The sequence below is a fragment of the Methylorubrum podarium genome (genome assembly GCF_040270385.1).
Classification (GTDB): Bacteria; Pseudomonadota; Alphaproteobacteria; order Rhizobiales; family Beijerinckiaceae; genus Methylobacterium; species Methylobacterium podarium.
This window is the reverse complement of record NZ_JBELQE010000110.1, coordinates 42685-57949: the sequence shown is the minus strand read 5'-3', so window position 1 is coordinate 57949 and position 15265 is coordinate 42685. Positions and strand designations below refer to the sequence as shown.

General features: G+C 55.5%; 10 protein-coding genes and 1 tRNA gene. 5 read left to right on the top strand and 6 right to left on the bottom strand.

Annotated elements, in window-relative coordinates; genetic code table 11:
* Nucleotides 1–67 precede the first annotated feature (67 nt).
* Both ABS772_RS21440 and ABS772_RS21435 read right to left on the bottom strand, forming a co-directional pair.
* Nucleotides 68–1462 (bottom strand): hypothetical protein, encoded by a 1395-nt coding sequence (locus ABS772_RS21440; RefSeq protein WP_350396782.1) that lies wholly within the window; start codon nucleotides 1460–1462, stop codon nucleotides 68–70.
* Nucleotides 1463–1627: 165 nt separating this feature from the next.
* Complete coding sequence (locus ABS772_RS21435; RefSeq protein WP_350396781.1) at nucleotides 1628–2590, bottom strand: hypothetical protein; 963 nt, start codon at nucleotides 2588–2590, stop codon at nucleotides 1628–1630.
* Between the two features lie 1624 nt (nucleotides 2591–4214).
* Here ABS772_RS21435 and ABS772_RS21430 point away from each other — a divergent pair.
* A complete protein-coding gene (locus ABS772_RS21430) occupies nucleotides 4215–4844 on the top strand; it encodes a hypothetical protein (protein WP_350396780.1) in 630 nt (209 codons plus the stop codon).
* A gap of 165 nt (nucleotides 4845–5009) precedes the next feature.
* Here the strand turns inward: ABS772_RS21430 and ABS772_RS21425 are convergent, their stop codons facing one another.
* Nucleotides 5010–5963: a hypothetical protein gene (locus ABS772_RS21425; protein ID WP_350396779.1), complete on the bottom strand. Its 954-nt coding sequence runs from the start codon at nucleotides 5961–5963 to the stop codon at nucleotides 5010–5012.
* A 219-nt stretch (nucleotides 5964–6182) separates the two neighbouring features.
* Between ABS772_RS21425 and ABS772_RS21420 the strand changes: the two genes are divergently transcribed.
* Entirely contained in the window at nucleotides 6183–6746 is a 564-nt protein-coding gene (locus ABS772_RS21420) for a recombinase family protein (protein ID WP_350396778.1), read from the top strand.
* A gap of 399 nt (nucleotides 6747–7145) precedes the next feature.
* The gene (locus ABS772_RS21415; RefSeq protein ID WP_350396777.1) at nucleotides 7146–7364 is read left to right on the top strand and encodes a hypothetical protein; all 219 of its coding nucleotides are present in this window, start codon (nucleotides 7146–7148) and stop codon (nucleotides 7362–7364) included.
* 518 nt (nucleotides 7365–7882) lie between these two features.
* On the opposite strand, the gene ABS772_RS21410 is transcribed toward ABS772_RS21415, so the two are convergent.
* The 3 genes from ABS772_RS21410 to ABS772_RS21400 all read right to left on the bottom strand — a co-directional run bounded on the left by ABS772_RS21410 (nucleotide 7883) and on the right by ABS772_RS21400 (nucleotide 10935).
* On the bottom strand, nucleotides 7883–9703 hold the full coding sequence (locus ABS772_RS21410; protein WP_350396776.1) for an ATP-dependent nuclease: 1821 nt from the start codon (nucleotides 9701–9703) through the stop codon (nucleotides 7883–7885).
* Nucleotides 9704–9734: 31 nt separating this feature from the next.
* On the bottom strand, nucleotides 9735–10442 hold the full coding sequence (locus tag ABS772_RS21405) for a site-specific integrase (RefSeq protein WP_350396775.1): 708 nt from the start codon (nucleotides 10440–10442) through the stop codon (nucleotides 9735–9737).
* 416 nt (nucleotides 10443–10858) lie between these two features.
* Nucleotides 10859–10935 (bottom strand) — tRNA-Arg (locus tag ABS772_RS21400).
* Between the two features lie 1168 nt (nucleotides 10936–12103).
* Between ABS772_RS21400 and ABS772_RS21395 the strand changes: the two genes are divergently transcribed.
* Entirely contained in the window at nucleotides 12104–14146 is a 2043-nt protein-coding gene (locus ABS772_RS21395; protein ID WP_350396774.1) for a histidine kinase, read from the top strand.
* A 139-nt stretch (nucleotides 14147–14285) separates the two neighbouring features.
* Nucleotides 14286–14981: a response regulator transcription factor gene (locus ABS772_RS21390; RefSeq protein WP_350396773.1), complete on the top strand. Its 696-nt coding sequence runs from the start codon at nucleotides 14286–14288 to the stop codon at nucleotides 14979–14981.
* Nucleotides 14982–15265: the final 284 nt, after the last annotated feature.

Below are 15265 nucleotides of genomic sequence, written 5' to 3'. Positions count from 1 at the left end.
GACTAACTATGAGTTATTTCCTATTATATTAATCCGGTGCAACAGTATAGTGATTGACCATATAGGCTCAGGCAGCCAATAGCCTCTCAGATTCGCCAGGAGGCCCATAGAGGTCCTTCACAATTGCAGGGATAGTCACACCCAAGACATCCCTTGAAGCCGCTTCTAGAGCCTCCTGAGCGATTCCAGCGTTACTCCTAGCCACCATGAGTCCATCATGCTGAGGCAGGGCCACCACACCAAGAGCAATCAGCTTCTCAAGGGCACACAGGAGGATCTGGCTCTCTAGGAACATGATGGTGAAGCCCACAGGGACCTCACGGGGCTCGAAGAACGGCTCAAGGACCGGATGCTTGGTGATGAGGGCCTTCCTGATCTTTGCGGCATTGATGCCCCTCGGAAGAGGATCAAGGATTCCGGTGGTCCCAGGCTTACCGGCCTTTGGTTTGATCCCTCGCTTGCCTCCACGCCCACCGTTCAGGCACGAAGCAAAGGCTCTCTTGATAGCCTTACGTTGAGCCTTGTCGCGGTGGTCATAGCCATCGAGGAGACCACTCAGGTCATACAGGTCGCCCTTAGGAGCCTCGTGGCCTGCTAGGTGATAGGCGATACGTGGTCCTAGGTTGCAGAAGTCTAAGTCCGCTACGGGCTCACCATCGATCCTGATGCCTCGCCTGAAGTCAGACTTCATGTTCATCCAGAAGGCCCTACCAAAGAGCCTGCCGCCTTGATCGAAGCGGATACCCTGATGACCGAGGATGCTGAAGTACCTGACTAGGGACCGGTCATAGGGACTAACACGAACATCGGAGTTGGCGTCATCGATGTAGTCGATATTAGCCTTGCTCAGAAATCGATTGATTTTGCTTACACGATCATGGATCACCGAAGTTTCATGGGTGTGGTGGAAGTTGACTGATGACTTCTTGGCCTTCCTACCTGCTCGGGCTGGGGCCCTTCTCCTGAGGACCACTAAAGGACGTGTGTCACACTCTCGGAAGCAGGAGAAATCCACACCATGTTCGATAATGAGACTGTGGAGCTTCTGAGTGCTTATGACCGTTGAGTGTACTTTGCTGCCGATGCCCACGCACTGACTGATGTAACCACAGGCCTCTAACCGATCTAAGGATCTGACAAAAGTTCTCTGAGGCATGCTTTCATTTGTATTCAAATCACACTCCGAAAGCTTTCTAGACGCCACTATTGGATGCTCGAAGCCGTACTTTAGAAACACGTATGACATATTAGCTAATACACAATCAGTGCACAACTCAAATGATCTTTGATCTACTGCCTTACGCGATCTTTTTCTTGCTTCAGCAGACACAATCTCCCTAGTGACTACAGATACTACATCTCTTAATGTCCCTTCCTTTGATAATAAATAATAGTCCAACCACTCATCCTTGGGTCGCCCTATGGTCTCATCTTCAACTTCTTCAGCGCTCATAGCTACCACGAAATATTACCTCATGATTATTATCATTAGTGTCACTCATGTTGTGGTCCTTGGCTGACCCAATTTATCTTCGGAGGCATGTAGTTCTTCCCTATAGGGGCGCTCATAAGGAAAAACAAAGGAGGCTCGTAAGCCCCCTAAGTCATCTCTTAGATATTGATTGTGTTACTGGCCTTTGGCCTTCTCTCGGTCCCGCCTTTCTATGAACTCAAGGAAGGAGTCCTTCCGTTGTGGAGCTTGAGCCCGTGCTGGGTTCTGTCCGGTGATGTATGGATTGGCAGGAGTCTTAGGTGCTGGACTGTTCATCCAATCATCCCACCCCTGCTCCAACTCAGCCTTTCTATCGTGGTAATGTTTCTTTTGGCCCTCAAACTGCTTGGTGTAGTAATCTTCGGACTCTCGGTCCTTGTAGCGCCTGTAGCTATCGAGATTATACCTGTGGTTTCTCTCATAGGCGCTTAGGAGGCCATCGTTGGCTCCTCTGAGTAGTGTCGCTACAGTCTTGTTATCGAGGCCAGAGATACCCGGAAGGATCGACTCCAAAGCTCTCTGAGCGTCACCTTCAGTCTGTGTGCCCTTGGCATCGAGAAGCTGGCTGTTCCTTAGTTCATTGATGTGTGCCTGGAACTTTGCTGCATTGCGTGTCCTCTCATCAGAAGCCCCCATCAGCAACTGCCACTCACTTCCTGCCCTCCCAAGAGCCGAAAGGTCCATCTTGTCCTCCCGCAGCAGCTTGATGAACTCTTGGTTCTTGAGGGCTGTCTGAAGGGCGCTATCAGCCTTCGTCTGGTTGTCTTGAACGGTCCTCTGGGCAGTCTCAGGCATAGGTCGTGGTGGTGGCTCACTGACCTTCTGATTGCGTTGGATGTTGCCCTGGTCATCCCAGGAGACCATCGTGCCGGTCTCGGGAATGTATTTATGAGTGAGTGGCTTGGGTGCTGGATCGGTGACTTGCTGGACTGTGGTCTTGCCTGTGGTCAAATTGGTGCTGATAGACCGACCAGAGGTTAGATCAATTCTAACATCATACTTGTCTGGCTGTCGGCTGCTAAGGGCTGCATATTTCGCAAACTCCTTGGCGGCATCAGGGTTGTCTAGCGACATCAGGGCAATGCCTGCGCCTTCCATAGCCTCCCCAGGGCTCCAATCCTTGGCATGATCTTCGAAGACGCGCGTCAGGGCACCCACAGGTGAGTTGGTATTACTACCTTCAGAGATGCCCCCAGAATCGCCTAGCAGGCCCGTAGGCGGCATCGGACCACCCTGGGCCACAACTGTAGCCTTCTGAGCTTCTGCCTGTCTGGCGGCTTCTGAGAGAGCACCCTGAGGCTGAGCCTTGGTTTGGGTGGGTCCCGTTTGGACGCCAATGGTTGATGCGACAGGGGCCAAAGGTGTCTGAGGTTGCCTTGAGCCACTGAATGGAATCAGCGGGTCATAGTTTGGAGAGCCTGGGAGGGCCGCCATAGCCTCCCAAGGGGCCACTGTGGGCTTACCCAAAGCAGCACCGGCAGGCAGGAAGGGGCTGAAGGGGTTCCGAAGGTCGAATGGCATTTCCGGTCCCTTAGAGCCCGCTGTGAGCAGCCTGGGGAGCCATGGAGGCCACGTAAACCTTCATCATCTCAAGGAGCAGCTTGGGATTGCTGGGGCTGCCTCCAAGCCTGCCTTCAGCCAAGCTCTTGGCCTGCTTCAGAAGCTCCCGGTCCTCCCCTGCGACTCTGACGTAGAAGCCGTAGTCTCCTGTGTTCGCATGGAGCCCTCTCGGCTCTCGGTATCGACGTGTGATCATGTTGATTGTTGTCCTGACAAAGAAAAAGGGAGCCCAAAGGCCCCCAGGGTTGATGATGGTGATGTGAGAAATCGCTACGTCAGTCGGATTGACTTAGGCGGTACCGAAGATGCCCCGTTGTCTCAGCTTGCCGTTGTTAGCTGGAAAGCTGCCCAGGCCCCTCCATTCGGCCGCACACTCAGCTACAGGCCGGCCGTGATTTTGAGCCACCTCAGCCGTGCCTTTCTCCTAAGGGGGGCCGATTCGAGCCCTCAACTGGTTTAACCGTCTGAGCAACAACGAGAACCTTGCCTCAATGCCTGTCGGTCGGCCTACTGCCTCTGCGTCTATGCAAAACTGCCTAACGCTGGTGCATCGGATTTACACACCAGAGACGAACCGACGATCCGCCCTGCCATCCCCTAATTTCGGGTCTCCACGAAGCGTCAGCGTCGAAGCGGCCTTGGCATCGGAGCCCAACGTGAAGCCGTCCAACGGTTCGCTGAGAAGGAACGCACGCTCTTCTCTGAGAGGACCAAGGCTGCCCTAGCGGTGAAGCGGGAGAGCCCGAGGCAGTCTAGGGAGACCACAGAGGACACCGGGGAGGAACCCGTGCGTTCACTCAAGGATGGGCGCCAAGCCCCTATGCGCCTGGGGAACCCGAATGGTGCTGCTCATCTCAAGAGCTATGGGAACACCGCAGCTATCGCGGCAGTAAGAAGCCAAGCTACAGAGAGAGCTACAGGCCTACAGACGATCACCGACGGGCTCGGGCTGCAAAGCATTACGCAGGCCACTGCCATGGCCAAGGCTCTCAACGCCCGCCTCGTCGCAACACACCGTGGTGGCCAGCGGACAGCCCGCAGTGTCCTCAACGCTCTCGGTAGGCTTGCTGCCTAGCCACTGTGATGTGGACCCTACCAGCTGACGGCGTGACTTCTCGAAGCGGCTCGGTCAAGCGTTGGGCAGGCCCACAGGATCTACTCGATGTCGCCCTTGGTTCAGGCACTGAAACGCTTCAACCGAAAGGAACGGTTCTGGCTCTTATCCGATGCCTTAGGTAAGCCCTTTCTGAGCCTGGATAGGTTGTTCATCGAGAAAATTAGCAAGACGTTGGGCATAGAGGTTCCAAGCGACGCATGGTGGGCATTTGACTACCACCTAGATTGGCTTGCGGCTGTTTTATGGACGGCGCCAGGATTTGATGTGTCCGCAGATATGGATGCGGCGAGCAACCAACCGGAACTGATCTATGGCAGCCAACAAGATGTCGATATGATCATTGCTTTCGATGAAACGGTCATTGTCATAGAGGCGAAACTCGCAACCTCGTGGAGCAACAGACAGCTAACAAGCAAAATACAACGGCTGAGCAGCATGCCCACAGAGCACGTACGACCTTACTTCATACTCACGTCTCCGTCCGAACCAACCAAGCTTGCGCAGCCCGATCTATGGTCCAGCTGGGTGCACCGAAACTCAGACGGGACCCGTAAGTCGCACTTTATGAAGCTTGAAGGTGACAAGGGGAGCCTCGCCCCACTCATGGTCAGCCGCTGTCACGCCGATGGTAAGAAGCCTGCAAGAGGTGCTTATTGGAAGGTGTTCGAGGCGTAGACCATTCAGGACTTTGTCTATACAAAAATAATGCTTCATAAAAAGGCCTCAGGCGCCCCAAAACCAGAGTCGAGAGTCGTTGCGGGACGCTCAAACCGAAATAGTTAAAATAAAGCCTGTCAATATTTACTGCCCAACAGCGCACACTCCCGTCTATGCTTTAGGCTAACTCGGCGAGATTTCCGATACAATCTTCTCGTGCCTTTCACGCCTACCCTCCTCGACAAGGATTTCCACAATTTCATTCAGATCCCTGTCCCAAAAATCAACCTCTTGATAGTTTATGCCAATTTTCTTCGAGATAACCCTTAGGATCTCTCTCACGTTCGATTTGCTGACGCCCGAAGCGAGTAGTGACTGCCTTATACAATCCCTCAGGAAATCGTTTTCTGACCTGAGAAATCCCGCGTATTTTACAAAATATATCTGGAGGCGTTGTGTCCTCGCCTTTAAATTGGCCTGAGACGCACTTAATTCTTGTCTAGACTTATCAGCAATTGCGATAGCTTTCTCTAAGCCAGAGTTGCTTCTGTCAAATTCGAACTTAGCTTGCTCTAAACGCCTCAGCATATCGTTATGACTATTCTTTGACGAAGTAATTATCAAAAAGTAAACCATAAACACGACAATTGCCATGATAATTGGAGAGACCCAATCGACCACTTTTCGTGGCTGATCGCCATCTAGAAGTCCAACACCAGAGTTCGGGTTTAAAATTTTAATAGACGCAGTCTTTGCATCTGGTAGATTTTGGATGATTATATTAAAGGACGACGAGGGCGGCACTCCTGTTATGCTCAATATCTGGCCGCTGCGCCCTGGTTCTGTGTCGAACTTGGAAGTCGCATTTCCACTTGAACCGATAAATGCGGATGAGAATCCCACAATCCAAAATTTGTAATCCGCCGCCTCCGAGCGATAGTTTTCGATAGAAAGGACCGTCATTTCTTTTGAGTCGATCAGGGTTTTGTAGTATTGAGCGCGCCCTTCTGTAACTAAGTAAGATATAATAAGTGTGGCTAGCAATCCGAGGGCAGAAAAAACGCCCGATGTTATTGCGCTGGTCACAACATCAGTAGTATTAAACCAGCTCTTATTGGGCAATTCGCTGCTAGCCATATTTGGTCCTGCGCACAAGCTAATTAAATTCTGCTAAGATCCATAGTGGCGCAATCTGCACCTCGAAGCTACGTCGGGCGCGCACAATTCGTTCCAATAGGGCATGGTCTTGTGGACCGTTCCACAATTCAGCCACGGCAGTTCCAAAAGAAAGGTATTGAGATTTGGACCGGCATGTGGTTCAGCCTCAAAGAACCTATTGGACCGCCGGAGTCTCGGATGCTCGTTGGTTATGCCCGCACCTCCACCTTGGAACAGGAAGCCGGTTTGGAGGCCCAGGTGCGAGACCTGAAGGCCCTTGGATGCGAGAAGCTGTTTCAGGAGCAGGTATCATCTGTGGCCCCTCGTGACGCGCTTGAGGCTGCCTTGGAGTTCGTGCGCTCCGGTGACACCCTCGTTGTGACCAAACTCGATAGGCTGGCCCGCTCAGTCACCCACATGGGGACGATCATCGAGACCCTTGAGAAGAAGGGAGTGGCCCTGAGGATCGTGAACCTTGGAGTGGACACAGGCACACCCACGGGCAAGCTGATGCTGAACGTCCTTGGTGGTGTGGCTCAGTTCGAACGTGAAATGATGCTTGAACGTCAGCGCGAAGGGATTGCGAAAGCCAAGGGCGAAGGTCGCTACAAGGGCCGGAAGCCCACCGCACGCGCCAAGGCTGACGAGATCAAAGCCCTATCGGCACAAGGCATGAGCATGAACGCCATCGCTCTCAAGCTCGGCATCGGCAAGGGATCGGTTCATCGTGCCCTGAGCACCACCAAGGCGGCCACAGCCTGACCCGGAATGCCGCTGGCGCCTAATGTCACCGGAGGCAGCCCATCGTTGCCTGAGGATGATCGGTGGCACTGGCGCTAGGATCGGTGATGCTCTTGAGGTTCGAGCCCTTAGCCTGCTTCCGGCTGCCTGAGGAATCCTTGGGTCCTCTGACGGGTCCCTCCTAGGCCTCGTTTTCTGCGATGATCCCATCCCGCCCCACTTTCAAATATCGGGTAAAGCCTCGCGTTGTTGTTCGACCTTAGGGCGTGTTGTGGCTGCCTAGGGATTGCGACACATAACAAATCCATTCCTATTTTACTTGGTATGTATTGCTTGCCGCTTCTAATTCACTTGAAACTAGAGTGACCATGTGCCATGCAGTCCCTGTCGTCCAACGAATGGCGGCTATAGGGGCTGGCGATGAACTTGATCGATGTGGTGTTGCATGACGGCATGTCTCACCCAGATGTCCCAGGGGTAGCCCTTGCTGTTCAAGCTGCCACAGACAAAGCACGGGATTGGCTTCAAGCCGTTACTTGCGAGTTTGGAAAGCTTATCGATGGTGTTTTATTTGTGGAATGCCCAGTAAAGGCTTGGCGCCTAATAGAGATGATTCCTGATGAACTAAGTGTCGAATAAGAACAAAACGGAAGGCCCTCTGATGGGTCTTCTTTTGACACCTATCATGCCATTTCATTTGCCATAGGAACTACCTTTAGATGAACGATGAAGGCCCACAGGCTTCCCTCAGCACCACAGAAGCACGGGGCATCCTCAGGGCCGCTTGGATAGTCCATGAGTTCCGCTCTGCCGGTCACAGGATGGCGGCAAACAACATCGCGGCCTTCTTAGCAGTGGCTAACAGCCCCAACCTCGGCCCTACGGAATACGCCAAGCTCCTAGGGACCATGCAGCCGGTGGCCTCAAGATGGCTCTTGGACCTGGGACCGAAGGGCCGTGAGGGTAGCGAAGGGATGGGCCTCTTAGAACGTGAGCCGGACCTTATGAACCTCAGGCTGGTTCGATACCGCCTGTCAGACCAAGGGCTGAGCTTGGCGAAGCGTGTGGGTGCCATAGCGATGGGCCGAGGGATTTGCCACTCTGGAGCTTAACAGACTTTAGCTAGATAGCCCCCATAGTCTCCGGCCGCAGAGCAATCAGCCAGGGATCATTGCAGAAATCTCAGAAGCCAGTGCATTTAACGTTTCTCTCTCATTTTCAACAAGCCACTGAGTTAGCCAAACCGAATGGAAGGGCTTTCTATAAATCTCCGTCGATTCTGAGACTTCCTGAATCAAATCCGGAAGCATCTTACTTGAGTCAACGGCTGAATTCCACCGCTCACTAAATACTTCATCTGCCTGCGCACCGTACCGCTTATCATTCCCTCTGGCGCGGAGCCAATCTTCAACGACACTTTCTGAGATAGGCGCCTTATCAAAGGAAGGAAAAGTGTTGATGAGTGCGGCTATAGCCGGAACGCTTAGCAGATAATTTTCATAAGTTCGACGGCTCAAGAACTGCAACGCTTCCGGAAATGTATTGTTCAAGACCTCTATTCGAGATGCCCCCCTTTTGTCGCCATCAAGCAAGATAACCATGGGGTTAGGCAAAAGGGAGTTGGCCCGACTGAGGTTATCGTACATTTCAGCGAAAGCGACTGCCTGCTTATTTTCTAGGTCCCCTGTGCTTCTCATGGCGGCAAAGACAATGCCCGACGAAAGATGCCGCCCTGCTGCTTCAAGGAGGATTGGAAGAGCCTGAACTTCTGTCGGCCCCTCGACCCAAACTACTCTGTCATAACCAAGCACATCTGAAAGTCTTACCCCAAGGTCATTGAGAAGCGTTCGCGTATGATCAATCGCCTTTGTTGAAGCTTCAAATACAACAGTTGACTCGCGTTCAAGCTTCAGGTTTAATATTTTGTTTGGTCTCGCCGATGAAATTACTTCGGGCGCATGTGTGGAAAGAATAAATTGGTGCTGCTTACTTTCTCGCAATATTGAAGCAAGCATTCTTGCTGCGCCAGGATGTAGAAAACTATTAGGCTCGTCTACAATCATAATATCCCCGGACGACCTATGCAGCACGTAAAGAATGGACAGGATGTGCCCAACTCCAGTGCCGCACTCGCTAAGAGGATTCGCGAGATCCTCGCGCTCAGTTGAAGCGTCAATGTTCCAAACCATTACCTCTTGGAACCCTTCTGACGTTCGAGAAGGCTGAACACTGATCCATTTTACTGCCGGAAGAACCCGCCGTACGTCTTTGACATATCGTTCGTAAGCTGATCGGTTGCCCTGCAGCATTCCTAGTACTTCGGCCAAGTTTGATGCGTCTGGGTGAAGTTGATGGTTGCGGCCAAATTGTGAGCTACTGCGTGGAGTTCTGAGTGCAGAGAAAAAGTATATTTTCTTCAAGGCATATTTTAAAACAAGCTCTGAGGTGTTTTCTGCTCTTGACCCAGAGATAGTATTCGAGACGCGGAACTTATCTTCGATGGTATTATAGAACATGGGCAAGCTAGAAGTAGACCAGTTTATATCTTCTCCGCCAATTGGGCCTATGTACTCTAAGCGTGTCCGCGTATTGCCATGATCGTAAGCCGTAAGCGTTATAATGACAGAAATGAAATCGAGTGTCAGCAAGTTGTTGAAGTAGTCAGCATATCCCATTTTTAAGTCTGGAGCCGATCTCATATAGAATCCGCTGGCATCCTGCAGCAAAGCTTCGACCAATTCTGGTCCCTTCAAATGTAGTTCGATGACAATCCTCGAATTATTGGTTGTCTCCAAATCTGGGCTTGAAGCCGAGCTACGGTGTGGCTTGGAACCAAATGAAAGTGACAGCGCCTCCAACAGTGCCGACTTTCCGACGTTATTCTGTCCAACAACTACGTTCATGTCTGCGTCAAGCGACTGATCAAGGCTGTCTCGGAATGAAGCATAGTTATATAATCGAAAACCGGCAATGTGCATGATCGAAACCTCGGATTTGTTCAAATCTTCACTAGGTTTTTGGGTGGGCTACCTGATGCTGCTTTGAGACGCCGGGACCGAGCTTGCTTGCGATGACCTCAGGCCGGAGATGAGTGTACCTCATCAACATGCGGGTGTCTCGATGCCCACTGATAAGCGCAACCTCAGGCACGCTCAGGCCCATCTCGAAGAACCGTGAGACGGCTTCATGCCGTAGATCATGAAAGCGTAGCTCAGGGAGCCCGGCCCTGGTCCTCAGCCTATCCCAGGCCAACCATGCGGCGTTAGCAGCCACCGGAAACACCCTGTCTTCGGTTCTCGGTAGGCCATTGAGTTCAGCCACAGCCCCAGGGGTAAGCGGGATGATCCTTGAGTGCCCGTTCTTGGTGGTTTCGAGATAGGCCGTACGGTTGCTGAGGTTCACGTGGCACCACCTGAGGCTCAGGAGTTCACCACGGCGCATCCCGGTTTCCACTGCAAGGCTTACCAAGGGCCTTAGGTACCACACGCGGGTTCGCTTCAGGGCCTCAGCAAGTCTCATAGCTGCCTCAGGCTCCAATCGCTGCTCACGGGCCTTGGAGGGCTCAGGGAAGGCTATGGAGTGGACAGGATTAATGAGGATGGGTGTTCCCCACTCCTTACGGGCCACCTCAAGGCAATGCCTCAGGATGCCTAGCTCCCTGCGTACCGTGTCCCCTGAGACCACTTGAAGCCTGAGGTCCCTGTAGGAGGCCACCATGTCTGGTGTGACACGTGTGACAGCTACCTGAGCCATAGGATGGCCTAGGAGGGTCTTGATCCGTGATTGCTCTGACCGGCTGCTTCGCTTCTTTGGTGTGACCTGGGCTTCATAGCGCCTCAGGAGATCACCGAGGGTCAGGCCCTTGGCGGCCCGACTGCCTGCCGGGAGATGGCCACGGTCGATGTTGTGTTCCTGCTCTCGGCCCCAAGAGACAGCCTCAGCCTTGGTCGGAAAAGAGCGGGAGAGCGGGGGGTATCCCTCACGCCTGACCTGAGCCTGCCAGGAGCTTCCACGCTTACGAATGGTCGCCATGAGTCGCGGCTTTGCTGTGACAGCGGCGTGACAGACGGACTTTTGGGGACTGAGGGCTAAACCCTGGAAACCAAATCTGCCTTCAGAGACAGCAGGTTGATTGGCGCACCCGACACGATTCGAACGTGTGACCTTTGCCTTCGGAGGGCAACGCTCTATCCAGCTGAGCTACGGGTGCTGACCGTGGCTCGTGAGTAGCCCAACTGAACCGTCGACGCAACGGCGCCGTGCGGGGCGGTGGAAGGCCCTGGTCGCTCAATGGGATGAACGCGTGGCCTTCCTCAGGCAACGGTCACACGTTCGAATCGTGTCGGGTGCGCGACGAGCGGCGGAGGGGCTGCTCAAGCGCCGGCCGGTATGTCCGCGGATGCGGACGGCGTGCGGCGCTGTTGAGGCGCATGTGCCGCGAGCGCGCCATCAGTGGCCTTCTACGAAGAGCGCCAGCCCGACACCCCAACTTGTCCAGCGGCCATCGCGTTGAGTCGATCCTGGCATTCAGCCGAAGCGCTCGGGCGCTGCGTTCAAGGCGGCGCGCAGTTCGCCCACGAGGCGCGATCCGGCGCGCTGCGTTGCGCCAGTGTCGCCCGCAATCGGTCAAGCGGCAGCAGATCGGCCACAAGAGCTCGGTGACCGGCATGTCGAGCGTGTCCATACGGGATCGTCCGGCCCGATCAGCCCGCCGGACCCTGGCGCCCCCTTTCGAGCCGCGAGAGTAACGGTGCACCTGCCCCAAGCCCGAAGTGCCGCTCCGCAGCATCATCGCGCCGCTGTGAGTGCTGCGGCTCGCACGTCCGGCGAGCCGGATCGGGTCCGTGATCACCCGTGCCGGCGTGACAGAATTCTGTGCTTTCGGTCTGGCCTGCACCGCCTCGAACTCATCTGAGGCGATGATAAGTGGCGCTGCGATGGGGATGTAACCCGCGTTCGGTTTCGCCGTTGCGTCTTCAAGCAGAGATTGTCGGAGCCATCCCGCCCACAAGGATCCGGTTCATTGAAATGCCGTGGATCGTGCCCGCGCTTAAGCGAGCGGTGGCGCGCATGCGATCAACCCCCCTTCGTTCCCGTAGCGGCAGATCGGCTTCACGCCGATCGGACCAGACCGTCCATCGCCGTGCCGGTTGAACCGGACCGTATCAGCCTCTGCCGGGTCAATGATCCGCTGCCGCTTGATCCAGCTGCCGCACGTCCGACCGTGGCCGTCCGGCATGACTTAACGTCGATCTATGGTGCTTTGCCTGGTTTTCGTTAAGTTATCTGAGAGTGGTACGAGCGTAGCCAAACAAGGTCACCGTAATGAGGTCACGTAACCGGCTGTCAGGCGGCTGACAGAGCATCGGAGGCGACGGATGAATAGGCTCCGATATGCCTTCTTCGCGTTGCGAATCTCGCCAGATTCGCGGGCGGCAGGCTTAGTACGCTCGATTACGCTCACTCAAAGCTTGGCGGTTCTTGTTCCTACACTCATCTTCGCCCTTGTTGCCTGGACCACTTACGGCCGCTGCGAAGCCGCCGTTGAGGACGAGCTGCGCCGTTCGTCGCGGTTCCTGGCAGGCGAGGTGCAGCGCTTTGTCGAGAGCTCGGCAAGCATCCTACAAGACTTGGACCGGACGATCGCCGTCCAATCGATAGCGCAAATCGCTACATCCGGCCTTTTCCAGCGCTGGCCTCCGAGTTCGAGCGAAACGCTCACAGCCTACACGCTGGTTGCGATCGTAGATCGTGATGGAAGGATGTTGAGTGTCAACACGGGCGAATCGCCCAATCTCATTTCCGTTGCCGATCGCGAGTATTTCACCCGTACGAGGGACGAATACACGAACGTAATTTTCGTTGGAGTGCCTGTCGCTGATCGTATTAAGGGCACAGCATCGATTCCGATCAGTCATCGACCGACTCAAGCGGGCGATTTCCGAGGCGTAGCCCTCGTGACTGTCTCTCAGCAAGCTCTGCACGATATGCTGACGCCCGAGGCTGCGCCTCAATCCGATAGGATCGCGCTGATCCGTGATGATGGGCAATTGCTCGCGTTGGAGCCGAGACGATGGCCGCCTGCGAGCATCACGGAGAGCGCAGAGAAGGGGCAGCCGCGCCTGCCTCGCGATGACGTCTACCTTCCTGGCCACGCTACGAATCCGGGTTTGTTATTCGGCCAACTGAGCGCGGTTCAGCGCGTACAAGGCACGCAGCTGAAAGTCGTCGTCGCTCGCGCGAGATCCATCGCGCTGCGACCGTGGCTCTACGACATGATGGCGCTTCTGACGATCTTCGTAGCCGGAAAGGTCGGGCTCGTTGCGGCGATCCGCAAGGCGGAAGCGAAATCCCGAGAAATCATCTCCGCCAACCGCCGTCTGCAGTCGACTCTGGACACGCTGTCGGCCCACGTCGCCATCATCGACCGGAGCGGGCACGTGGTCGCGCTCAATGAAGCGTGCCGACGATTCGCTGTTTGCCATGCCGGCAGCCAGTCCGGACTTGCCGTGGGGGCGGATTACCTCACAACCTGCGGGTACGCGGTTCAGAAGCCTGACCACGGTGAGGTAGGGCGCGCGCTCGAGGCCGTCATTGCCGGCCGGTTGTCCGAGTTCCGGGCAACTTACCCGTACTGTCCAGCGAGAGGTGACCTCTTTTGGTTTCGCCTCAGGGCGACGAACTTCGCTGTGAACAGCTCGGAAACCTTGGTGGTCGTCGTTCATGAGGACGTGACGGACATCATGCGTTCCGAGACGGCACTTCGGCGGGCGACCGGTCAGCTGCTGCACCGTCAAGACGACGAGCGGCGCCGTATTGCACGGGGTCTCCACGACTCGACCGCGCAGGACCTGATTGGCGCCGAATGGGAGATCAAGCTGGCGCGTGACAGCCTGCAGCGGCAACCTGATCACGTGGACAAAGCGCTCGAACGCGCCCGGGACTTGATCCACGCGAGCATCGAGGAGCTTCGTACACTTGCCTACCTGCTTCATCCACCCATGCTCGACGAAGCCGGCCTTCCGAATGCTTTGCGTTGGTTCCTAGGTGGCTTCGAACGGCGCACCGGGATCACGGTGACGGTCGTCATCGATGCGGATGTCGATGCCTGCCGCCTTCCAACCGAGATCGAGGTCGCACTCTTTCGCGTCGCCCAGGAAGCGCTCACCAACGTGCATCGTCACGCGGGCGTTCGCGTCGCCCGATTGGAACTGAGGATGGAGCAGGGACAGCGCTCCGTTCTTCTCCTCATCCGGGATGACGGTGAGGGGCTCGCTTCCGAACAGGGGCGGGAACCGGGCAGCGCCCTCGGAGGGACCGGCATCTTGAGCATGCAGGAACGGCTGCGTGCGCTCAATGGCCACCTCAGCATCCGTTCCGGCCGAGGTGGAACCGAAGTTCGAGCGACGGTGAAGCTTTAGAGGTCTGTAGCGCGCCCGCGATCGAACATATCGGTCATTTCTTAGCAAAAATTGGTCGATTCATGATCATAAGATAATGCTCGAATGCATGCATGATCGAACATGCCGACCCTGCATGGTCATTGAGGATGGCAATCCGATGCAGATCAAGAAGATTGCCTCAGATAATCTGCCATCGGGCCTCTGCGCCGAGGCAGCCGTCCGGATCGTGATCGCGGACGATCACCACGTGGTCCGCCGTGGGGTGCGCGCCATCTTGGAATGCCGCGCGAGCTGGGAAGTCGTCGCCGAGGCGGTCGATGGAGCGGAGGCTCTCGAAATCGTCGAGGCGGAGAAGCCGGATGTGGCCATCATCGACTACTCCCTACCGATCATGAACGGCGCCCAGCTGACCAAGCGTATTCGGGCGATCAGTCCTCAGACGGAAGTCCTGATTTTCACCATGCACGACAGCGAGGTCTTGATACGCGACGTGCTCAAGGCCGGTGCGAAGGGTTATCTGGTCAAATCCGATGCCGAGGATTTGCTGGTTCGCGCCGTTGAAGCCTTGAGTCGGCGCCAGCCATACGTCACGGACTGGTTCAACCGAGCCCTGCTCGACCGCTATCTCGCGAGCCCTGAAGAGCCCGGTGAACTCACCTGCCTCACGGCTCGCGAGCGTGAAGTCGTCCAACTCGTTGCCGAGGGTAACTCCAGCAAAGGGGTCAGCCAAGTCTTGGACATCAGTCCCAAGACTGTCGAGACTTATCGAGCGTCGGCCATGCATAAGCTGGGCTTGAAAACGACGGCGGCGCTCGTCCGCTATGCGATCCGCAACAAGCTTGTGGAGCCTTGAGGCGCTCGAATCGAGCCCCGGGTGTTTCCCGACCTCAACCTCGGGTTTCGCCCGATAGGCGATCGGCGCGCGCTCTCCTACTGTCGGTCCCAAGACGCCGGGGCTGAACCATCCGAGAGGATCGCTGGTGGTTTTGAGGGCACGAGCACGCTGTCAGTTCCCGCACGCCCGTCGGCATGGCTCTCTCCCACTCCAGCCCGGTCCTTAGGACCCGGCCGGGGACGGATCAGGTGTTGGGCCGACGCGGCAACGACAAGCCTGCCGCTTCGGACTGAGAAGGACGC